26 protein-coding genes and 1 tRNA gene are annotated in these 21,579 nt (G+C 57.6%); 5 read left to right on the top strand and 22 right to left on the bottom strand.

Going from position 1 to position 21,579, the window contains the following annotated elements; translation table 11 throughout:
* The 3 genes from B0W55_RS09115 to B0W55_RS09125 all read left to right on the top strand — a co-directional run.
* A partial coding sequence (locus tag B0W55_RS09115) for a glycine cleavage T C-terminal barrel domain-containing protein (RefSeq protein WP_305882508.1) occupies positions 1-153 on the top strand: 153 nt, incomplete at its 5' end.
* A 391-nt stretch (positions 154-544) separates the two neighbouring features.
* Positions 545-757 (top strand): cold-shock protein, encoded by a 213-nt coding sequence (locus B0W55_RS09120; RefSeq protein ID WP_007977299.1) that lies wholly within the window; start codon positions 545-547, stop codon positions 755-757.
* Positions 758-851: 94 nt separating this feature from the next.
* A complete protein-coding gene (locus B0W55_RS09125) occupies positions 852-1,340 on the top strand; it encodes an RDD family protein (protein ID WP_077045678.1) in 489 nt (162 codons plus the stop codon).
* A gap of 136 nt (positions 1,341-1,476) precedes the next feature.
* Here the strand turns inward: B0W55_RS09125 and nadA are convergent, their stop codons facing one another.
* From nadA to B0W55_RS09220, 19 genes are all read right to left on the bottom strand, one after another.
* Positions 1,477-2,535, bottom strand: coding sequence for a quinolinate synthase NadA (gene nadA / locus B0W55_RS09130; protein WP_077045679.1), 1,059 nt, complete (start codon positions 2,533-2,535; stop codon positions 1,477-1,479).
* Positions 2,536-2,808: 273 nt separating this feature from the next.
* Positions 2,809-2,884: transfer RNA gene (locus tag B0W55_RS09135), tRNA-Lys, on the bottom strand.
* A 63-nt stretch (positions 2,885-2,947) separates the two neighbouring features.
* Positions 2,948-3,640, bottom strand: a complete 693-nt coding sequence (queC, locus tag B0W55_RS09140) for a 7-cyano-7-deazaguanine synthase QueC (protein ID WP_077045680.1) — start codon at positions 3,638-3,640, stop codon at positions 2,948-2,950.
* A gap of 1 nt (position 3,641) precedes the next feature.
* Positions 3,642-4,289: a 7-carboxy-7-deazaguanine synthase QueE gene (gene queE, locus B0W55_RS09145; RefSeq protein WP_077045681.1), complete on the bottom strand. Its 648-nt coding sequence runs from the start codon at positions 4,287-4,289 to the stop codon at positions 3,642-3,644.
* Positions 4,290-4,455: 166 nt separating this feature from the next.
* Positions 4,456-5,301: a tol-pal system protein YbgF gene (gene ybgF, locus B0W55_RS09150; protein WP_077045682.1), complete on the bottom strand. Its 846-nt coding sequence runs from the start codon at positions 5,299-5,301 to the stop codon at positions 4,456-4,458.
* Positions 5,302-5,307: 6 nt separating this feature from the next.
* The gene (gene pal, locus B0W55_RS09155) at positions 5,308-5,805 is read right to left on the bottom strand and encodes a peptidoglycan-associated lipoprotein Pal (protein WP_003227510.1); all 498 of its coding nucleotides are present in this window, start codon (positions 5,803-5,805) and stop codon (positions 5,308-5,310) included.
* 52 nt (positions 5,806-5,857) lie between these two features.
* Complete coding sequence (tolB, locus tag B0W55_RS09160) at positions 5,858-7,138, bottom strand: Tol-Pal system beta propeller repeat protein TolB (protein WP_371807262.1); 1,281 nt, start codon at positions 7,136-7,138, stop codon at positions 5,858-5,860.
* Between the two features lie 17 nt (positions 7,139-7,155).
* Positions 7,156-8,211, bottom strand: a complete 1,056-nt coding sequence (tolA, locus tag B0W55_RS09165) for a cell envelope integrity protein TolA (RefSeq protein ID WP_077045684.1) — start codon at positions 8,209-8,211, stop codon at positions 7,156-7,158.
* Positions 8,211-8,663: a protein TolR gene (gene tolR, locus B0W55_RS09170; protein WP_170948638.1), complete on the bottom strand. Its 453-nt coding sequence runs from the start codon at positions 8,661-8,663 to the stop codon at positions 8,211-8,213. The genes tolA and tolR overlap by 1 nt, the downstream gene beginning before the upstream one ends.
* 23 nt (positions 8,664-8,686) lie before the next feature.
* Positions 8,687-9,382, bottom strand: coding sequence for a protein TolQ (gene tolQ, locus B0W55_RS09175; protein WP_060539647.1), 696 nt, complete (start codon positions 9,380-9,382; stop codon positions 8,687-8,689).
* A complete protein-coding gene (ybgC, locus tag B0W55_RS09180) occupies positions 9,372-9,839 on the bottom strand; it encodes a tol-pal system-associated acyl-CoA thioesterase (RefSeq protein WP_077045686.1) in 468 nt (155 codons plus the stop codon). The genes tolQ and ybgC overlap by 11 nt, the downstream gene beginning before the upstream one ends.
* A 127-nt stretch (positions 9,840-9,966) precedes the next feature.
* Positions 9,967-11,028 (bottom strand): Holliday junction branch migration DNA helicase RuvB, encoded by a 1,062-nt coding sequence (ruvB, locus tag B0W55_RS09185; RefSeq protein ID WP_056852660.1) that lies wholly within the window; start codon positions 11,026-11,028, stop codon positions 9,967-9,969.
* On the bottom strand, positions 11,029-11,637 hold the full coding sequence (gene ruvA / locus B0W55_RS09190; RefSeq protein ID WP_077045687.1) for a Holliday junction branch migration protein RuvA: 609 nt from the start codon (positions 11,635-11,637) through the stop codon (positions 11,029-11,031). It abuts the gene before it with no gap.
* Positions 11,638-11,752: 115 nt separating this feature from the next.
* Positions 11,753-12,277, bottom strand: coding sequence for a crossover junction endodeoxyribonuclease RuvC (gene ruvC / locus B0W55_RS09195; protein WP_077045688.1), 525 nt, complete (start codon positions 12,275-12,277; stop codon positions 11,753-11,755).
* A gap of 158 nt (positions 12,278-12,435) precedes the next feature.
* A complete protein-coding gene (locus tag B0W55_RS09200; RefSeq protein ID WP_077045689.1) occupies positions 12,436-13,182 on the bottom strand; it encodes a YebC/PmpR family DNA-binding transcriptional regulator in 747 nt (248 codons plus the stop codon).
* Positions 13,183-13,304: 122 nt separating this feature from the next.
* Positions 13,305-15,080: an aspartate--tRNA ligase gene (aspS, locus tag B0W55_RS09205; RefSeq protein WP_077045690.1), complete on the bottom strand. Its 1,776-nt coding sequence runs from the start codon at positions 15,078-15,080 to the stop codon at positions 13,305-13,307.
* A gap of 122 nt (positions 15,081-15,202) precedes the next feature.
* A complete protein-coding gene (locus tag B0W55_RS09210) occupies positions 15,203-15,424 on the bottom strand; it encodes an FmdB family zinc ribbon protein (RefSeq protein WP_077045691.1) in 222 nt (73 codons plus the stop codon).
* 122 nt (positions 15,425-15,546) lie between these two features.
* On the bottom strand, positions 15,547-15,897 hold the full coding sequence (locus tag B0W55_RS09215; protein ID WP_077045692.1) for a ribbon-helix-helix domain-containing protein: 351 nt from the start codon (positions 15,895-15,897) through the stop codon (positions 15,547-15,549).
* Between the two features lie 276 nt (positions 15,898-16,173).
* Positions 16,174-16,644, bottom strand: coding sequence for a Dps family protein (locus B0W55_RS09220; RefSeq protein ID WP_056852665.1), 471 nt, complete (start codon positions 16,642-16,644; stop codon positions 16,174-16,176).
* A 306-nt stretch (positions 16,645-16,950) separates the two neighbouring features.
* Between B0W55_RS09220 and B0W55_RS31395 the strand changes: the two genes are divergently transcribed.
* On the top strand, positions 16,951-17,553 hold the full coding sequence (locus B0W55_RS31395; RefSeq protein ID WP_077045693.1) for a cold-shock protein: 603 nt from the start codon (positions 16,951-16,953) through the stop codon (positions 17,551-17,553).
* A 60-nt stretch (positions 17,554-17,613) separates the two neighbouring features.
* Here the strand turns inward: B0W55_RS31395 and B0W55_RS09230 are convergent, their stop codons facing one another.
* Entirely contained in the window at positions 17,614-17,820 is a 207-nt protein-coding gene (locus B0W55_RS09230; RefSeq protein WP_077045694.1) for a SlyX family protein, read from the bottom strand.
* 3 nt (positions 17,821-17,823) lie between these two features.
* The gene (locus B0W55_RS09235; protein ID WP_077045742.1) at positions 17,824-18,249 is read right to left on the bottom strand and encodes an HIT domain-containing protein; all 426 of its coding nucleotides are present in this window, start codon (positions 18,247-18,249) and stop codon (positions 17,824-17,826) included.
* A 906-nt stretch (positions 18,250-19,155) separates the two neighbouring features.
* On the opposite strand from B0W55_RS09235, the gene B0W55_RS09240 reads away from it, so the two are divergent.
* Complete coding sequence (locus tag B0W55_RS09240; protein WP_077045695.1) at positions 19,156-20,481, top strand: OprD family porin; 1,326 nt, start codon at positions 19,156-19,158, stop codon at positions 20,479-20,481.
* 206 nt (positions 20,482-20,687) lie between these two features.
* Here the strand turns inward: B0W55_RS09240 and B0W55_RS09245 are convergent, their stop codons facing one another.
* Complete coding sequence (locus tag B0W55_RS09245; RefSeq protein ID WP_077045696.1) at positions 20,688-21,530, bottom strand: mechanosensitive ion channel family protein; 843 nt, start codon at positions 21,528-21,530, stop codon at positions 20,688-20,690.
* Positions 21,531-21,579: the final 49 nt, after the last annotated feature.

A 21,579-nucleotide genomic window follows, 5' to 3' on the forward strand; every position in this document is an offset into this window, starting at 1 on the left:
GGCCCGACCCTGGGCGGTCCGTTGGCGATGGGTTACGTCAATAGCGCTTATATCGCACTCGATACAACTGTTTGGGCGATTGTTCGTGGGAAAAAGGTTCCTTTGCTTGTAAGCAAAATGCCATTTGTTCCGCAACGCTACTATCGCGGCTGATTGACTGTTCCTATAAGTAACGCGGTTGCGTTAAAAGTGCACTAATGTGTAACGCAACCGCCATAAAACAGTGCACGGCTTCGATTATGAACTTTGCTTATAACAATCGAAAACAGGTGAACGAACGCAACGAATAAGCGACTACTAATGTCAGAGAAACTGCCGGCAACCTGAGCAAATACGGGGCTTCGCAGGGGCTTGTTTTTTCTCCCATAGTTGGCGTAGAGTTTGTTCACTGTGTTTGCATGGGTCGCTTGGAATCGTGACCTGGGCAGTAGCCTACAAGTTAGCTACATCCCGTTCGACGTCTTCTTACTCTCCTGCAACCAGCCCCAGTACTCTGTCACAAGATAGAGACTGTCATTAATTTTAGCGTCAAAGGAAATAAGAAATGTCCCAACGTCAGAGCGGTACCGTCAAGTGGTTTAACGACGAGAAAGGTTTTGGTTTTATCACTCCAGAAAGCGGTCCGGATCTGTTCGTGCATTTCCGCGCTATTCAGGGCAACGGCTTCAAGAGCCTGAAAGAAGGCCAGAAAGTGACTTTCATCGCCGTGCAAGGCCAGAAAGGCATGCAGGCTGACGAAGTACAAGCAGAAGCCTAATCTTCTGTAACTAAAAAGCCCCTGATGCTGACATCAGGGGCTTTTTTGTGCGCGTAAATCCGTAAAATGGCTTCTTTTTTTACCGAGAGCCGCCATGTCGAAACACCTGCTGAATCCCCAGGGCGAATTCCCCGCCGCTGGCCTGGGTCGTCGCCTGGCCGCCATGTTCTATGACTTCCTGCTGTGCACCGCCCTGCTGATCGTGACCAGCGGCGCGTACAAGATGATCCAGATGGCAATCATCGGTGAAGAGAAAATGCGCGCCCTCACAGAGGCTGGTGCGCTGGATGGCGATCCGTTGCTTTCGACAGTGCTGCTGTTTGTCCTGTTTGGCTTCTTCGCCAAGTTCTGGACCCATTCCGGCCAGACACTGGGCATGCAGGTGTGGTGCATTCGGGTCCAGAATGCCGATGGCTCATCCATCAGCCTGTGGCAGGCCCTGTTGCGCTTTTTGGTGTCGATCGCGTCGCTGCTGTGTGTTGGCCTGGGATTCATCTGGTCGCTGTTCGACAAGCAAAAGCGCAGTTGGCACGACATGTATTCCAACAGTCAGCTTGTGCGCATCCCCAAGAAGACCCAGTAATTCGGCCTTACGAAAACCAATGTGGGAGCGGGCTTGCTCGCGAATACGCTGTATCAGAAAACATTGATGTCATCTGATACAGCGTATTCGCGAGCAAACCCGCTCCCACAGTTTTTGGTGCCTTGGCTGAAGGACCTCAGGCGTTGCCGGCCAGCTTCATCCGCGCAGCCTGGGTGAAGTCGAGCATGCGCTTGAGCGGCCGAATCGCCTGGGGAATCAGCGCCGGGTCGACAAAGATCTCATTGGTCCCCTCTTTCAGGCTCTTGAGCGTGCGCTCAAGGGTGTTCATCGCCATCCACGGGCAGTGGGCGCAACTGCGGCAGGCAGCGCCGTTACCGGCGGTAGGCGCTTCGATGAAAACCTTGTCCGGGCACAGCTGCTGCATCTTGTAGAAGATGCCGCGGTCGGTCGCCACGATCAGCGTCTTGTTCGGCAATGTCTGCGCCGCCGCAATCAACTGACTGGTGGAACCGACGGCATCCGCCAGCTCGATCACCGAGGTCGGCGACTCCGGATGCACGAGAATCGCGGCATCCGGATACAGCGCCTTCATGTCTTCGAGCTGCTTGGACTTGAACTCTTCGTGAACGATGCAGGCACCGTCCCACAGCAGCATGTCGGCACCGGTCTGACGCTGGATGTAAGTCCCCAGGTGCTTGTCCGGCCCCCAGATGATGGTTTCACCGTTGTCCATCAGGCTTTCGACGATCTCCAGCGCGCAGCTGGACGTTACCACCCAATCGGCACGGGCCTTCACGGCCGCTGAGGTGTTGGCATACACCACCACGGTGCGCTCGGGATGCTGATCGCAGAACGCGGAAAACTCGTCGACCGGGCAACCCAGGTCCAGGGAGCAGGTGGCCTCCAGCGTCGGCATCAGAATGCGTTTTTCAGGGTTGAGGATTTTGGCTGTCTCACCCATGAACTTGACCCCGGCGACCACCACGGTCTTGGCCGGGTGAGCGTTGCCGAAGCGGGCCATCTCCAGCGAGTCGGAGACGCAGCCACCGGTCTCTTCGGCCAGGGCCTGTATGATCGGGTCGCAATAGAAGTGCGCAACCAGCACAGCGTCCTGAGCCTTGAGCTCGGCGGCAATGGCGGCACGGTAGTGGGCCTCCTCGTCTGCGGTCAGCGGTTTGGGCTGTTTGGCGTCGAGGTGGGCTTGAACCAGAAGGCGTTCGGAAATCTGCGTCATGTTCGCAAGACCTGCAGGCGCTTTCGCGCGAAAGTCGAGTATACACCCGGCTCCGGACCCATCAGGGTACCGCCGGGAAAGTGAGTATTCATCAGGCACGGACAGCATTGAAGATGCGCAAGGCTACAGAATATCCGGCGGATGCAAAAGATGATTCTGACCTGCGTGGTGCAGGGCCGCCACGGAACCGGGCGGACTTAAATCGCGGGCAAAAAAAAAATCCGGAAATCCTCACTTTCGTGGGCCTTCCAGACTTTTAAAACAGCTTGAAAATGGTGGGTCGTGTGGGATTCGAACCTACGACCAATTGGTTAAAAGCCAACTGCTCTACCAACTGAGCTAACGACCCGCTGTGTGGTGGCGCGTATAATACTGATTTCTAAGGACTATTCAACACTTATTTTGAAATAAATCAAAAATAGGGTGTTGGGTCGCTGACGCCGGCCGCCGCAAAGCCTTCCGCGCGCAGTCGGCAGCTGTCGCACTTGCCGCAGGCACGGCCGTTATCGTCGGCCTGATAGCAGGAAACGGTCAGACCGTAGTTCACGCCAAGCTTTACACCGGCTTCGACGATTTGCGCCTTGCTCAGGTTTTGCAGCGGCGCCTGGATACGGAAGCCGTTGCCTTCCACGCCAGCCTTGGTCGCCAGGTTGGCCATGCGCTCGAAAGACTCGATGAACTCGGGACGGCAGTCGGGGTAACCGGAGTAATCCACCGCGTTGACCCCGATGAAGATGTCGCGCGCACCAAGCACTTCCGCCCAGCCCAGCGCCAGGGACAGGAACACCGTGTTACGCGCCGGCACGTAAGTCACCGGAATACCTTCACCGGGTGTTTCCGGAATATCGATGCTGCTGTCGGTGAGCGCCGAGCCGCCCATGCCATTGAGGTTCAGGCCGATGACCTTGTGCTCGACCACACCCAGATCGCGGGCAACACGCTCGGCCGCATACAGCTCGGCGTGGGATCGCTGACCGTAGTCGAAGCTCATGGTGTAGCAGCTGTAGCCCTGGGCGCGAGCCATGGCCACCACCGTTGCCGAATCCAGGCCACCGGACAGCAGGATGACCGCGCGTTTTTCTGCAGTGTTCAATTGTTCCGTCATATCAGCGCCCCGGCTCGTCATTCCAAAGATATTTATGCAACTGCAATTGCAGACGCACTGGCAGATTGTCCGCCACCACCCAGTCCGCCAGGTCCCGCGCATTCAAGTCGTGATGGCTTGGCGAAAACAGGACTTCACCGGCGCGCCGGTCAAGACCGTACTGGATCAGCTTGGAAACGGACCAGTCATAGTCTTCCCGCGAGCAGATGACGAATTTCACCTGATCGTTAGGCGTGAGCAGTTCGATATTTTCGTAGCGGTTGCGGTGGGCTTCTTTCGAACCTGGGGTTTTCAGATCGACAACGCGACTGACCCGAGAGTCCACCGCCGAGATATCGATCGAGCCACTGGTTTCCAGTGAGACCTCGTAACCGGCATCGCACAACTGCTTGAGCAATGGAATGGCATTGGGTTGCGCCAGGGGCTCGCCGCCCGTGACACAGACATAGCGCGGACGAAAACCGGCCACCTGCTCGAGGATGTCGTCGAGTGTACGGATGGTACCGCCGGTAAAGGCGTAGGCGCTGTCGCAGTATTGGCAACGCAACGGGCAACCGGTCAGGCGCACGAAAACCGTGGGCAGGCCGGCGGTCCGAGTTTCACCCTGCAACGAGTAGAAAACTTCGGTAATTCTCAATGTGTCTTGCATAGTCGCCACGGGCGTAACAGCTAAACAGGCTGTCCGCCTCCGTCAGGCACTTCAAGGAACCCCGGCAATGCGTAGATCCCAAAAAGCGTGTTTCAGAAAAAGGGGATGAATTCTAACGAAAAAACCCGCGACAAGCGCGGGTTTCTTCGAATCAGGGCAGGCAGGCTTACATTTTCTGCAGATCGCGCTGGGCCAACTGCGCAGCGGACGTACCCGGGTACTGGGACACCACCTGCTGAAGGATGCCTTTTACGCGGTCGGTGTGACCGAGGCGGCGTTCTACATCCGCAAGCTTGTATAGCGAATCCGGCACCTTGGCGTGCTTGGGATAAAGCTGCGAGACCTTGGCGAACGCTTGACCTGCACCTTGCAGATCGCCTTTGGCCAGGTTCACTTCACCCAACCAGTACTGGGCATTGCCCGCGTACTGGCTGTTGGGGTACTTGCGCAGGAATGCGGCAAAAGCCTGGCTGGCCTTGTCGAAATCCTTGGCCTTGATCAGGTCGAAGGCGGCATCGTAGTAGAGCTTTTCCTTCGCCGGGTCTGCCGGTTCGCTGCCTGCGGCGGGTGCTTGAGCGGCTGCAGTTCCTGCTGCCGCACCTGCGCCTGCTGCCGCACCAGGGGCGTTCAAATCGCCACCGGTGGAAGAATTTTCTGGAGTCGCGGCTGGTGCAACGCCGGTTCCAATACGCCGATCAAGATCCTGGTATCGCTCCAGGTTTTCCTGCTTCATGCGCGCTACATCATTTTGCAGAACTTCGATCACACCCTGTTGGCGTGCAATTTGTTCCTGCATTTGTTGGAGCTGGTTGAACAGCTCGCCCTGTGCCGAGACAGGGGCCGCAGCCCCTCCCCCGGCATAGGCGCCGTTCGTACCGTAACCCGCAGGCGGATAACTGCTCCCGCTATTGTTATAGCCGGCATCGTTATCGACCACAGGAACCGCAGCCCACGCCGCAAGCGGCGCAAAGCTGAGAGCCAGAACAGTTACAGCACGACGGCACGTTCGCATGACGAATTACTTACGCAGTTCGACGCGACGGTTTTGAGCCCAGGACTGCTCGTCGTGGCCAGTGGCAACTGGACGCTCTTTACCGTAGGAAACCAGCTCCAGTTGAGCTGGGGAAACACCTTGCAGTACCAGGTAGCGCTGAACGGCTTTCGCACGACGCTCGCCCAGTGCCATGTTGTACTCACGAGTACCACGTTCGTCGGTGTTGCCTTCCAGAACAACGCGAGCGCCGTTTGCTTTCAGGTCTTTGGCGTGAACGTCCAGAGCGCGCATGGCTTCTGGCTTCAGGTCCGAGCTGTCGTATTCGAAGTAGAAAGTGGTGATTGCGCGCAGAGCAGCTTCTTCGCTCAGGGAGCCGTCAACTGCGCCAGTGTTTGCACCGTAACCAGCGTTTGGATCTACAGCGCCTTCACCGGCATTGTCGCCGCCTTTGGACGAGCAACCTACAGCTACAGCCATGGCCAGAGCCAGCGCAGCAAATTTACCAAACTTCAGCATTTCCATCGTGAAACTCCTAATGAACCCCAGTGTGTTAAGTAAAACGTAAAGCGCCGCGTCAGTTCAGGTAAGGGGACCAGGACGGTTCTCTGACTTCGCCTTGTGCGGTAGGAAGTGGGAGCCTAACGCGTCCATTGATGGACACGAGCATCAAGACTCCCCGGCCCTGCTGGGCGGTGGCGTAGATTACCATGGTGCCGTTGGGCGCAACAGTGGCTGACTCATCAAGGTTGGTGTCTGTGAGGATTTTTACGCTACCGCGCTGCAAATCCTGAGCCGCCACCCTGAAGTTGGTGAAGCCGTCCTGACGGTGGATCATCACCAGGGTTTTTTCATCGGCCGACAGTTTCGGCGCAGCGTTGTAGTTACCAATGAAGGTCACACGCTCGGCGCCGCCGCCATTGACGTTGCTCTTGTAGATCTGTGGTTTGCCGCCACGGTCGGAGGTGAAGTAGATGGTCGAACCATCCTTACCCCAGAACGGTTCGGTGTTGATACCAGGGCCGTTGGTGACGCGGGAGATCTGACGCGAGCCCAGGTTCATCACATAGATGTCCGGGTTGCCGTCTTTCGACAGTACGAATGCCAGGCGATTGCCGTCGGGCGACCACGCAGGCGCGCCGTTCAGGCCTTCGAAGTTGGTGATCTGCTCACGGCGACCGGTGTCGATGTTCTGCATGAAAATGCGCGGACGCTTCTGCTCGAACGAGACGTAGGCAATGCGCTTGCCGTCCGGTGCGAAACGCGGCGACAGAATGGGCTCGCGCGATTGCAGCAGGGTCACGGCACGGGCGCCGTCGTAATCCGAACGTTGCAGCGTGTAGCGAGTGTTCTTCTCGGAGAAGCGCTCAGCCGTCACGTAGAGCAGGCGAGTCGAAAACGCACCCTTGATACCGGTCAGTTTTTCGAACGACTGGTCAGAGATGTAGTGGGACATGTCCCGCAGTTGATCGACGCCGCCCGACACGCTGCCGGTCAGCACTTGCTGCTCGGTGGCGACGTTGAACAGGGCGTACTGCACCTGCAGGCGACCGCCTGCAGGAACGATGCTGCCGACCATGACGTACTGGGCACCCAGCGCCTTGAAGTCACGGAAGATGATTTCGCTGGCCTGGCTTGGCTGGCTGATCATGTTCTGTTTTGGAATCGGCGCGTAGTAACCCGAGTTGCGCAGGTCGTTGCCGATGATCTCAGCCATGTCGTCCGGCAGCACGCTGCCGCCCTGGTAGCCGAACGGAACGACTGCGATCGGTGTAGCCCGGTCACTGCCGCTGGTTACCAGAATGTTTTTCTCATCTGCCATCGCCAGACCTGCCATGCAGCAGATCGCGATCAGCATTCCTCGAAGAAGGTTTCTCACAAGGCTAGATCCTCAGGTGTGAATGTCATCTTGAATGAACGATACGGAGCGAAATCGCTCGGCTTCATTCCCTGCATTTCTGTCAAACGTCCAATATTCTTCACCGCTGCCACAGCCGAAGCGTCAAACGGACCGTCGCCACTGGACTTGGCCACGCTGACCGAAGTCACCGTACCGTCAGGCAACATGCCGATTTGCAGCACGACCGTCATGCCTTTGCGGGCCGAAGGTGGACGAGCCCAACCCTCTGCTGCACGCGCTCGAATCAGATCATCGAAACTGCCGGCGACTTCGTCACCCTGCTCATCGGCCAAGGCCTGCTGGCGCTGCGGCGTGTCGGAAAGCAAATCTGCCAGGGCCTGGGCCTTTTTGTCTTCGGCGGATTTACGTGCCGCATCCTGCGCTTTCTTCTTCGCAGCATCGGCAGCAGCTTTCTTCTTCGCTTCCTCGGCGACTTTCTTCTTCGCCTCTTCAGCTTCAGCTTTCTTCTTGGCGTCTTCGGCGGCTTTCTTCTTCGCTTCTTCAGCGGCCGCTTTCTTGGCCTCTTCTTCAGCAGCTTTCTTGGCTTCTTCTTCCGCTTTCTTCTTGGCTATATCAGCCAATTGTTTCTCTTCTGCCTTCTTGGCTTCGGCGGCCTTCTTCGCGTCGTCGGCTTTCTTGGCTTCATCAGCCTTTTTCGCCTCTTCCGCTTTTTTCGACTCGTCGGCCTTCTTGGCTTCCTCGGCCTTTTGAGCAGCCTCTTCTTTCTTTTGTTCCGCAGCCTTCACCGCTTGCTGCTCGACCTTCTTCTGTTCCATCTGCTCTTCTTCGGTCTGGCGTGCGGCGGATTTCTTCGCCTCACCCGCAATCTTCTGATTGGTCTGGGTGGTTGCCTGACTTTTCGATTTCAGCTGGTACAAAGTCGCCTGGACAATCGGCTTGGCCGGTGGCAGTTCCGGTGTGAAGGCAAAACTGACGAACAGCATGCCGAACACCAGCACGTGCAAGCCAATCGCCCAGACACTAGGCCAGAAGTAGCTTTCCGAGGCGGACGGCTCTCGCTGTTGCTGCATCAGGGCGCCTCGGTAATCAAGCCAACATTACCGACCCCGGCTTTCTGCAACCCGCCCATGGCACCCATCACAGCGCCGTAGTCGACGCTCTTGTCGCCGCGAATGAAGACCTGGGTACGCTTGCCGCCTTCGTTGCCGACGCGGATGATCTTGGTCACCGCGTCAGTCATCTGCGGCAGGGTCATGGCACGATCCTGCTGCTTTTCGGTATCGACTTCGCTGCCAAGGTTCCAGTAGTAGGTCTTGTCAGCCTTGATCGAAATGGTCAGGACCTGGGTGTTGTTGTCCTGCGGCAAGGCTTCGCTGGAAACCTTGGGCAAATCAACTTTCACGCCCTGATTGAGCATCGGCGCGGTCACCATGAAGATGACCAGCAGCACCAACATCACGTCGATGTAAGGCACCACGTTCATCTCGGCGACCGGCTTGCGCTTGTGTCGAGCTCGAGCGATTAAAGCCATTGGAAATTACCTGCTTATTCTTCGCTGGTGTGCACTTTGCGGTGCAGGATCGCCTGGAATTCATCGGCGAAGGTGTAGTAACGGCTCAGCAGGGTTTCGCTGCGAGCAGAGAAGCGGTTGTAAGCGATTACGGCCGGGATGGCCGCGAACAGGCCGATCGCGGTGGCGATCAAGGCTTCGGCGATGCCCGGGGCCACGGTGGCCAGGGTCGCTTGCTGGGCAGTCGCCAGTCCGCGGAAGGAGTTCATGATGCCCCAGACGGTACCGAACAGACCGATGTACGGGCTCACGGAACCGACGGTGGCAAGGAACGGCAGGCTCTGCTCGAGCTTCTCTTCTTCACGGGAAATGGCCACGCGCATGGCACGTGCCACACCTTCCATGACCGCTTCCGGGTCAACGCCCGGCTGCTGACGCAGACGGGAGAATTCCTTGAAGCCGGCGCGGAAGATTTGCTCGACGCCCGAATCAGGGTCCGGATTGCTGCCCGCCTGACGGTAGAGCTTGGACAGATCGATACCCGACCAGAAACGCTCCTCGAAGCTCTCGAGCGCGCGTCGACCGGCACGTATCAGATTGCTGCGCTGAAAGATCATTATCCATGAGGTCACCGATGCGGCTACCAGGGTCAGCATTACCAGTTGCACCACGATACTGGCATTGCTGACCAGGCTCCACATGGAGGAATGGTCGACGACGTTAGCTTCCACGCTTTATCTCCTGCTTTGAGTGTGTACCCGTGCCGCTCACGTCGGCAAAGGCCGCTCGTAGAGCTTCGGGAATGGCCCGGGGTTTCAAACTGTTGGTGCGCACACAGGCCACCAGAAACTGCCCTTCGCAGAGCAGCACATTATCCGTAGCCCGCCTGACCTGCTGTTTGAAGCGCAGGCTGGCACGGTTCAATTCGCTTACTTCAGCGCTTACCAGCAGTTCGTCATCCAGCCGCGCCGGCGCGTGGTAACGCGCTTCGCTGGAATGCACGACGAACAACAGGTCCTCCCCTGCCAGCTGCGATTGGGCAAATCCCAACTCTCGTAGCCGCTCGGTTCGAGCCCGTTCCATAAACTTGAGGTAATTAACGTAATACACGATGCCGCCCGCATCGGTGTCCTCGTAATAAACGCGACACCGATGTGCGAAAGGCTCAAGCCCGTTTTGCGCGCGCATACTCTAGTGCTTACTCCTCGGGTTGCCAATCCGGCCAGGCAACTGTTTTTCATTGTTCTGCGGCTTTCTCGCGAAAGTACGGTCCTAGGACAGCACAATGCCCGAAAAATCAGCACGCAAACGTTAATTAATCGTCCACGGCATCGAGGAACTCGTCTACCACAGGCATCTCGCCCAATCGTGACGGAATGTTTAACCCGAAATGCAGATAGGCATGCCGTGTCACCACCCGCCCCCGCGGGGTTCGCATGATGTAGCCCTGCTGGATCAGATAGGGCTCCAGCACGTCTTCGATGGTGTGACGCTCTTCGCTGATGGCCGCGGCAAGACTGTCCACGCCCACCGGCCCACCATCGAACTTCTCGATCATGGTCAGCAACAGACGTCGGTCCTGATGATCGAAGCCACGCTCATCGACATCCAGCAGGTTCAGGGCCAGATCGGCAATCGGCTTGGTGATGTGACCCTTGGCGCGCACTTCGGCGAAATCCCGCACCCGGCGCAGCAAACGGTTGGCGATACGCGGCGTGCCCCGGGCACGGCGAGCGATTTCGAAGGCGCCCTCCGGGTCCAGGGGCAACCCGAGAATGCTCGCCGAACGGCTGACAATCGTCGACAGATCGGCGTTGTTGTAGAACTCCAGGCGCTGGACGATACCGAAACGGTCACGCAGGGGGTTGGTCAGCATCCCCGCCCGGGTCGTCGCGCCGACCAACGTGAAGGGCGGAAGGTCGAGCTTGATCGAGCGCGCGGCCGGGCCTTCACCGATCATGATGTCGAGCTGGAAATCCTCCATGGCCGGGTACAGCACTTCCTCGACGATCGGCGACAAGCGATGGATTTCATCGATGAACAGCACGTCATGGGGTTCAAGGTTGGTCAGCAGCGCTGCCAGGTCCCCCGGACGCTCGAGCACAGGCCCCGAGGTACTCTTGATCGAGACCCCCATTTCCTGGGCAATGATGTTGGCCAAGGTGGTTTTACCCAGACCCGGCGGCCCGAAGATCAAGGTGTGGTCCAGCGATTCGTTGCGCCCCCGAGCCGCCTGGATGAACAACTCCATTTGCTCGCGAACGGTCGGCTGGCCAATGTATTCAGCCAGACTGACGGGACGAATGGCCCGGTCCTGGACTTCCTCGCGGTCACGGGGGCCACCCGTGGCAGCGATCAGACGATCAGCTTCAATCACTTAAATCATTCCCTTCAGGGCACGACGAATCATGTCTTCGCTGCTCAAGCCTTTGTCTTTTATCGCGGAAATCGCCTTGCTGGCCTCCTGCGGTTTGTAACCCAGGGAAATCAGCGCGCTGACCGCGTCGTTCTCGGCGGTATTGACCGGCGCCGGGCCGTCCGGCTGGTTCGGCACCAGGGCAAACATGGCCGGTACGGTCTCCCACGCCTTGAACCGATCCTTGAGTTCGACCAGCAGGCGCTCAGCGGTCTTCTTGCCCACCCCCGGCACCTTGGTCAGCGCCGAAGTGTCCTGGGACTGCACGCAACGCACCAGTTCATCCACTTCCAGGCTCGACATCAAGGCCAGGGCCAATTTCGGCCCTACACCATTGAGACGGATCAACTCGCGAAAAAAGTCTCGCTCGCGCTTGCCGACGAAGCCATAGAGTAACTGCGCGTCTTCACGTACGACCAAATGGGTATGCAGGGTCAGCGGCTCACCGACCGACGGCAGGCGATACAGCGTGGTCATGGGCACTTCAAGCTCATAGCCCAGGCCGTTTACATCCAGAATCAGGTGCGGCGGCTGTTTCTCAGCCAGTGTGCCGCGCAAGCGTCCAATCACGTTACAGATCCTTGAGCGTTGGCCAGCACGAGGCCAGCGACTGACAGAGCAAGGGTTTTTGCGCCGACAACCCGGGCGCAACACCCTGATTCCATGAAATTGACTGCTGATGCTATCAGAGACGCAGGCGCCCGCCACGACTGCGTGCCGCACCCAGCCCATGAGGCAGCAGACTGGATCGGGTATGCGCGTGGCAAATGGCGATGGCCAGGGCGTCCGAAGCATCGATTTGCGGTTTGCTGGTCAGTTTCAGCATGTGCATGACCATCATCTGCACCTGCTCCTTGTTGGCGGCACCGGTACCGACCACCGCCTGCTTGACCTGGGTCGCGGTGTACTCGGCAATCTCCAGGCTTTCCTCGGCCCCCGCGACGATGGCCGCGCCCCGGGCCTGGCCCAGTTTCAAGGCGGAATCGGCGTTGCGCGCCATGAACACCTTCTCGATACCCATGGTCACGGGCCGGTAAGTCTGGATGATTTCCCGCACCCCACGGAAGACAATCTGCAAGCGCTCAGACAGCTCGCCGGCACCGGTACGGATGCAACCTGAGGCCACGTACTCACAGCCACGCCCGGTATCGCGTACCACGCCATAACCGGTGATGCGCGAGCCAGGGTCGATACCAAGAATTAGAGTCATAAGACCTGCAGTTGAGTCAAAGCACGATATTCAATACAGCGAATAGCAAATGTGGGAGCGGGCCTGCTCGCGATTACGGTTTTACCTTCAGCAACGATGCTGCCTGAAAATCCGCGTTCGCGAGCAAGCCCGCTCCCACATGGGAACCTGGAGGGACCTTAACCGAGCTGAGCGGCCACCGACTCCGGGATATCCGCATTGGAGTAAACGTTCTGCACGTCATCGAGGTCTTCGAGCATGTCGATCAGCTTGAGGACTTTCTCCGCACCTTCCAGATCCAGTTCGGCGCTGGTGGTCGGCAACATGACGATCTCCGCGTCATCACCCTTGAAGCCCGCCGCTTCCAGCGCGTTACGCACGGCATAGAAGCCGGCGAACGAAGTGAACACGTCGATGGAACCGTCTTCGTTGGTCACCACGTCATCGGCATCGGCCTCCATGGCCGCTTCGATCAGCGCATCTTCATCGACGCCGGCAGCAAAGGAGATCTGCCCCTTACGCTCGAACAGGTAGGCGACCGAACCGTCGGTACCGAGGTTGCCGCCGCATTTGCTGAACGCATGGCGCACGGCCGCCGCAGTGCGGTTGCGATTATCGGTCATGCACTCGACCATCACCGCCACGCCACCCGGACCGTAACCTTCATAGGTCAGTTCGACCACATCGTCAGTATCCGCAGCGCCGGTGCCACGGGCGATGGCACGATCGATAATGTCGCGGCTCATGTTCGCACCCAGGGCCTTGTCCAGGGCCAGGCGCAGACGTGGGTTGGAGCCTGGATCGCCACCGCCCTGACGGGCTGCGACGGTCAGCTCACGAATCCACTTGGTGAAGATCTTGCCTCTCTTGGCATCCTGACGTTCTTTGCGGTGCTTGATGTTCGCCCACTTGGAATGACCTGCCATAACTCGCTCCGAATTCTCTTTGAAACATTGCCCGCCGCGCCATGATGCGCCAGCCGGCAAACAAAAAATCGACCTTGCCCATAAAAAAAGGCGCATCCGAAGATGCGCCCTTCAGATCAGCCTTATTCGGCTTTAGGCGTTTCGCGCAGACGAATGTGCAGTTCGCGCAGTGCCTTGGCGTCCACCTGGCCCGGCGCCTGGGTCATCACGTCCGCCGCGCTCTGGGTTTTCGGGAAGGCGATCACTTCACGGATCGACTGGGCGCCGGTCATCAGCATCACCAGACGGTCCAGACCGAAAGCCAGACCACCGTGCGGTGGCGCGCCGTATTTCAGGGCGTCGAGCAGGAAGCCGAATTTCTCTTCCTGTTCCGCTTCGTTGATGCCCAGCAGGCGGAATACCGACTGTTGCATTTCCTTACGGTGAATACGGATCGAACCGCCACCCAGCTCGGTGCCGTTCAGGACCATGTCGTAAGCACGGGACAGTGCGGTCGCGGGGTTCGCTTCCAGCTCTGCCGGGGTGCACTTGGGTGCGGTGAACGGGTGGTGCAAGGCGGTGAAGCTGCCGTCGTCGTTCTCTTCGAACATCGGGAAGTCCACGACCCACATCGGCGCCCATTCGCAGGTCAGCAGGTTCAGGTCGTGACCCAGCTTGATCCGCAGCGCGCCCAGGGCTTCGCTGACGATTTTGAATTTGTCTGCGCCGAAGAACACGATGTCGCCATCGACTGCACCCACGCGATCGAGGATCACGTTCAGGGCCGCTTCAGGGATGTTCTTGACGATTGGCGATTGCAGGCCTTCAACGCCCTTGGCGCGCTCGTTGACCTTGATATACGCCAGGCCCTTGGCACCGTAGATGCCGACGAACTTGGTGTAGTCGTCGATCTTGCTGCGCGGCATGCTCGCCCCGCCGGGTACGCGCAGAGCGGTCACGCGGCATTTCGGGTCGTTGGCCGGGCCACTGAAGACCTTGAATTCAACGTCTTTCAGTTGATCGGCAACGTCCACCAGCTCCAGCGGGTTACGCAGGTCCGGCTTGTCGGAACCGTAGCGACGCATGGCTTCTTCGAAGGTCATGTGCGGGAAGTCACCGAACTCCAGGTCCAGCACTTCCTTGAACAGGTTGCGGATCATGCCTTCGGTCAGGCCCATGATGTCTTTTTCATCGAGGAAGCTGGTCTCGATGTCGATCTGGGTGAATTCCGGCTGGCGGTCGGCACGCAGGTCTTCGTCACGGAAGCACTTGGCGATCTGGTAGTAACGGTCGAAGCCGGCCACCATCAGCAGTTGCTTGAACAGCTGAGGCGATTGCGGCAGGGCGAAGAACGAACCGGCGTGGGTACGGCTTGGCACCAGGTAGTCGCGAGCACCTTCAGGGGTGGCACGGGTCAGGATCGGCGTTTCCACGTCCAGGAAGCCGTTCTCGTCCAGGTAGCGACGGATGCTGGTGGTCATGCGCGAACGCAGGCGCAGCTTCTCGGCCATTTCCGGACGACGCAGGTCCAGGAAGCGGTAGCGCAGGCGGGTTTCTTCGCCGACGTCGGAGAACTCGTTGAGCGGGAACGGCGGGGTTTCCGATTCGTTCAGCACTTCCAGTTCATAACCCAGGACTTCGATCATGCCCGACGCCATGTTGGCGTTGGTGGCACCGGCCGGACGCAGGCGCACCTTGCCGGTGATCTTCACAACGTATTCGCTGCGCACACGATCCGCGGCGGCGAAGGACTCAGCGCGATCCGGATCGAATACCACCTGGGCCAGACCGTCACGATCACGGATATCGAGGAAAATCACCCCACCGTGGTCACGGCGACGGTGAACCCATCCGCAAAGGGTAATTTCCTGGCCTTCCAGGCTTTCGTTCAGTTGGCCGCAATAATGGCTGCGCATCATGGTCGTGGTTTCACTTCTCGTAATTCGTAATTTCGTTGGAGGCCTTGCGTCTATCGGTTCAACGATACTGCAGGCACTCACGTGTGTGATTCAGTTCAGGGCACCCGGCTCAGAGCAAAACCCTAGTCAGCCTTGTCGCCGCCGGCCAGGTTCTTCTTCGAACCGGTCTTGAAATCGGTCTCGTACCAGCCGGTGCCACTGAGGCGGAAACCCGGCATGGACAACATCTTCTTGAGCTCTGGCGCCTGGCAAGCAGGGCAGTCGACCAGCGGCGGTGCGCTGATCTTTTGAATGGCTTCCAACTGATGACCACAGGAAGCACATTGATAATCGTACATCGGCATGGGGTTGTCTCGGCGATCAGATTGCTACCGCGCACGCTGGGTTTTGCGGCAAAGAGCGGGATTATATCCATTAAATGCAGCCTGTGCAGCCGTAAGACTGCACAGATCGACATGCTGCTCTTTCACTGCCGGGACGTAGCCGTATCAGTCCATCCCGCTTCTTTAAGACTGTGTACGACACAAACCACCCGCACCAGCCCGCTGAAGTTCTTTACGCCGCCATGGCGCAAGTGCACTTCGCGATCCACGTACGACAATAACGCACTGACCGAACAGCCATTGACCCTGGCCATATCGCTCAAGATATCCCAGTACACCTGTTCAAGGCGCAAACAGGTGGCAAAGCCATTCAAGCGCACCGACCGCGACAGGGGCTGAGCCAGCCCCATGTCGAACTCACTGACAAAGGGGTCGATCCTTATGCCCTTGAACGAACCGCCCCTCCTTTCACTTCTCCTTTGTTCCTGAACCATATCGCTGACACTCCTTTGCCATCCGTGGTTTCCATTAGAGCCTGTGCACCCATGGAACCCCGAGGACAAAGTTATATCCAGACGACTTTTTGCCCATCCCTGTAGGAGAAGCCAACAACGGAGGGCAGATCATGGAGAGCGTCCTACGTCCGACTTTTTCCTGGCCTGGCTGGCGAATTTTCACTCACCAGGCAAAGAATTTTCGACGGAACAAGTAGGACAGGAACAAAAGGTAACGCGCGTGCAACACGGGAATGTCGCACGCGCGCCAGGCGATTACTGGTCCAGCAAGGCGCGAAGCATCCACGCGGTTTTTTCGTGGACCTGCATGCGCTGGGTCAACAGGTCAGCCGTTGGTTCGTCACTGACTTTGTCCAGCAAGGGAAAAATCCCCCGCGCGGTACGTGTGACCGCCTCCTGCCCCTCGACCAGTTGTCTGATCATGTCTTCGGCAGCCGGCACGCCCTCTTCCTCTTTGATCGAAGACAGTCGCGCATAAACAGCGTAGGCACCCGGGGCCGGGAAACCGAGTGCGCGAATGCGCTCGGCAATGGAATCGACCGCCAGGGCCAGTTCGTTGTATTGCTCCTCGAACATCAGGTGCAGCGTGCGAAACATGGGCCCGGTGACGTTCCAATGGAAGTTATGGGTTTTCAAATAAAGTACGTAAGTGTCCGACAGCAGACGTGAAAGCCCCTCGACGATGGACTTGCGGTCCTCTTCACTGATACCGATATCGATTGCCATGCTTTTCCCCTAAAGGTGATGAATTCATCCGACAGGTGCCGCCCCACTCTAGCAAGCCTGCTTCGGTGCCGCAGCCCTGGATGCTCACTGTGGCTGCGACAAATCGCCCCGACGCACCGCTGGACTCCTTGATTTGAGTAGCCACAAGCTTTGCTGTTAAATAGACGGTGTGTCGCTGACGCCCTTATTTTCCGGGCACTGCGCATAGGCTGATTACGGATGCGTGCTCAACGCCTCTTATTGTTCTGAAGCGAACCGTGCCCCATCAGCTCTTCCTTGTGATCCGTCTTAACGTGAGTCAATAAAATGTTGAAAATCGTCCACCTGCTATTGGGCGCAGCAGCTTTGCTGTTGTCCTTCATCCCTAGCCTGCGAACCGAAGCCGTACCTTACCTGCAACAACCCGATGCGCTTTACCTGGCCTTGTTCGGCCTGCTCAACCTGACCCTTGCACCGGTCATCCCCAACTGGAACAAAGGTCCGCGCCATCAACTGCAAAACCTCGTCAGCGCCCTGCTGATGCTGGCCGTGGTTGTGCAAACGCTCACGCTGATCGCGCCAATGCCTGTCATTGCCGGCCAGCCAGCCGTACTGTTCAGCCTGATCGCAGCCATCGTTGCGGTTGCCCTGCACCTGGGCATCGGCTTCTATAAATCGTCACCGGCTGCCGCCCCGACCAACTATGACATGAGCAATCGCGATACCGGCACCGTCAAGTGGTTCAACACCTCCAAGGGCTTCGGCTTTATTTCCCGCGACTCCGGCGACGATATTTTCGTGCACTTCCGGGCCATTCGCGGCGAAGGCCATCGCGTTCTGGTCGAAGGCCAGCGTGTAGAGTTCTCCGTCATGAATCGTGACAAGGGCCTGCAAGCCGAAGATGTCATCGCCGCCCTGCCGCGACGCTGATTCAAAGCCATAAAAAACCGCGAGCAGCCTGGCTGTTCGCGGTTTTTTTATGCCCGCCCCTCAGTAATGCGGTGGCGGCGCCTCTTCCTCGAAGGTTTCGAACTGGCCGGCCATCTCCTCCTGGCGCTTGAGCAATGCCGCCATCTGCAGCTGCAAGCGTTCTACCGCCCGCTGCTGCGCCGCCAGCACATCATTCAAGGCCTGAATGGTGTCGTCCTGAAACGCCAGCTGACTCTCCAGATCGGTAACGCGATCTTCCAGGCTCATGACTCACCCCTCCAGAAACGTGAAGTCTTCGGGCAGTACACCGCGCAGACGCTCGACAATCGCGGCGACCTGCTCCGAACCATACGGCACGGCCGGCTGCTTGCCCCAGATCGGCGCCGGCCAGGCTGCATCCTCTCGTTTTCGCACGATCACATGCATGTGCAACTGGCTGACGACGTTGCCCAAGGCCGCAACGTTCATTTTGTCCGCGTCGAACGCCTTCTTGAGGGCTTCAGCCAACACCGTCGTTTCCTGCCACAGCCGTTGCTGATCGGCGACACCCAACTGAAATATCTCACTGATATCGTCGCGACGAGGTACCAGGATGAACCAGGGATAGTTCGAATCGTTGGACAGCAAAAGCCGGCACAGCGGGAAATCACCGACCGGCAAGGTGTCTTGTTGAAGTTGCGAATTTAAAGCGAACACTGTGTGCACTCCCAAGCTCATCATTTACAGCTTAGCGCCCACCCTGAAGGATCGCGCACCAAGCGACAGGAAGGCAGCATACCTGCGATCCCGGCCGCCTTCACGACGAACCCGGGTAGCGACTCGCTCACGGGACGCAGGCCCCAACCCGCCCCGCGATGGTACATCCATCTACGAAACGCACCATTACCGGACCGAAGCCGGCGGCAAGCCTGCCGAAATGACCGCAGGGCGGCGATCCGTTCCAGGCTTTGCGGATGGGCAACGGTGTGAATTCGGTACAGCAATTAAAATTTTTTGCACCAAAACCGCACAGTGTGTCTACGCTAAGTGCTTCGAGCATCCGCCAATTACTCACTGGCGGGGTGAACCGGTAACGTTTTTGGATGTCACGCGGCGGTAACAGGATGTTCAACACCAACCAAAGAATGGCGTCAACCCCGGTCACCGGTGCGATGAACCCCCGGTTTTATGGGGTTTTTACGGCACCAGGCAGCTATTGGAAAAAAAATATTCGTGGTTTTGTGATTTGTGCACGCTTGTTGCATTCACACCCACATCGTCTATAAGGCCCACTGGAAGTGCGGACCTGAGGACCAGATAAAACAGTGGCAGGGTAGCCCGATGGAGATTCAAACGTTTCACCAGGGACTCTTTTTACCGGTGTACCAGTCCAGAAAAACAGCATTAAAGTTGTCAGTCCGGTTGCATCGGGGCTGTAAATTTGCGACATCTAGCAAGCTGTTTGCGACAGGGTCGTAAAGAAGCCGAAAGGATAGATGCGCAAGTATCGCCAACATTGTCGGCGTGATATAAGTTTGCGCCGACACAAAAAGAAAGAGCCGCCCAGATAATAAAACAGGTGGGACGGCAGTACTCTTCTAAAAACCAAAGGAGCAAATCACGATGCGCGTGATGAAGTGGAGCATGATCGCACTGGCTGTTGCAGCTGGTACCTCGCAGTTCGCAGTGGCGTCTTCTCAAGACGATTCCAAGGGTTTCTTCGGCGATCAAAGCCTGAAACTCAAAACTCGTTTTGAATACATGAACCGCGACTACAAAAACGGTGCAGCCAACAACGCAGACTCCGGCTATCGCCAGTCCTCCGGCCTCAGCCAGTTGCTCACTTACGAGTCGGGCTTCACTCAAGGTACTGTTGGTTTCGGTCTTGATGCCATGGCAATGGGCGCAGTCAAACTGGACGGCGGCTCGGGCCACCGCGGTAACGGCCTGTTCGCAATCGACAGCGACAACAACGAAGAGAAATCCCAGGGCAAGATCGGTGGTGCAGTCAAACTGCGTCTGTCCGACACCGTTGCGAAATGGGGTCAACAATTCGTTGCCAGCCCGGTACTGGCCACTGACGACAGCCGTATGCTGCCAGAAGTTGCTACCGGTACTCTGATCACTTCCAAAGAGATCAAAGGCCTGGAACTGTACGCTGGTCGCTTCAACGCCATCAGCGCTCAAACCGGTATGGCTCGTGACAGCATCGGCGGTATTGCTGACGAAGACAGCGGTCTGCACGCCAAAGGCCTGAGCAACAGCATCAACATCGTCGGTGGCAGCTACGCCTTCACCGATAACTTCACCGGTGCACTGGCTGCTTCGGATGCTGAAGATTACTTCAAGAAGTACTACATCAACCTGAACTACACCCTGCCAATCGCTGACAATCAGTCCCTGAACTTTGACCTCAACGGTTACAAAACCAAGGGCGACAATCGTGGCGACACAGTCGAAGCACTCACCGACGGCGTTGCGGGCGTAGACAACAACCTGTGGTCCCTGGCAGCTGCCTACAGCCTCGGCGCTCACAAGTTCACCCTGGCCTACCAGCAGTCCAGCGGCGACAACGCTTACTACTACGGCGTTGACGGTAACAGCACCATCTTCGTTTCCAACTCCATTCAGATCTCCGACTTCGTGGGCCGCGAGGAGAAATCCTACCAAGCTCGCTACGACCTGAACATGGCTACCTTCGGCGTACCTGGTCTGAGCTTCATGACCCGTTACGTAATGGGTAACAACATCAAGGTTGCAAACGCCGGCGAAGGCAAAGAAAACGAGTGGAACATCGAGTCCAAGTACGTGGTGCAGGAAGGCCCGGCCAAAGACCTGTCTTTCCGTGCTCGTTTCGCCAACTACCGTGCAAACGGCGCTTACCAGTCCTACTCGCGTGACAACTACGACACCCGTCTGATCATCGAGTACCCGCTGAACATCCTGTAATCAGGGTGTAAAACGCAAGTACTGTAGATCAAAAAACGCCCACCTCTTCAGGTGGGCGTTTTTTTATGCCTGCCACAGACTGATCACTCCTACAAACTACTTGCAGTCATAACATTAGTAGTTTTTTCAATGAACCGATCAATAGTCACAAAAAAGCCCAAGAGACTTTTAACCTCTCGGGCTTATGCACTAACAACAAAACAGGCTTACTGCACCGATGCTTCCTGAACCACGCGAACTACTCGCTGCGGAAACGGAATGTCGATACCGGCGGTTTTCAATCGATCGCGGGACTGTTCATTAAACATGAACATCACATCCCAATAATCGGCTGTTTTAACCCAGACACGCAGGGAAACAGTGATCGAACTGTCGCCCAGGGTCGAAATCACCGCCTGAGGCGCGGGGTCCGTCAGAACACGGGGATCCTTGGCCAGATCCAGCAACACCTGACGAGCCTTTTGCAGATCCGCTTCGTAATCCACGCCTACATCGAACACCACTTTGCGGGTCGGCTGACGGTTGGTATTAGTGATGATGCCATTGGACAGGTTACCGTTTGGCACGATGATGGTCTTGTTATCGCCAGTACGCAGAACGGTGTGAAAGATCTGGATACTGTCGACCGTACCCGCAACACCCTGGGCTTCGATCCAGTCACCGATGCGGAACGGGCGGAACAGCAGAATCAGCACGCCGCCGGCGAAATTCGCCAGGCTGCCTTGCAACGCCAGACCGATGGCCAGGCCCGCTGCACCGATGGCCGCCACGAACGAAGTGGTTTCCACACCGATCATCGACGCCACGCTGACGATCAGCAGGATCTTCAGAATGATGTTGGCCAGGCTGCTGATGAATCCTTGCAGGGCCAGGTCTGCGTTACGCAGGGCGATCAGCCCGCCCAGCTTCTGGGTGACCTTGTTGATCAGCCACCAGCCGATGGCCAGGGTAATCACTGCCAGCAGCACGCGGCTGCCGTATTCCATGATCATCGGTATCCAGGCCTGGGATGCCTTCACCAGGTTGTCTACCTCTGCATTCAAATCCATGTTCGTTCTCCTGATTTCCGGCTACCCGGCACACGAAAAAATAAACGGC

The organism is Pseudomonas sp. KK4 (assembly GCF_001984065.1).
In the GTDB taxonomy this organism is placed as follows: Bacteria; Pseudomonadota; Gammaproteobacteria; order Pseudomonadales; family Pseudomonadaceae; genus Aquipseudomonas.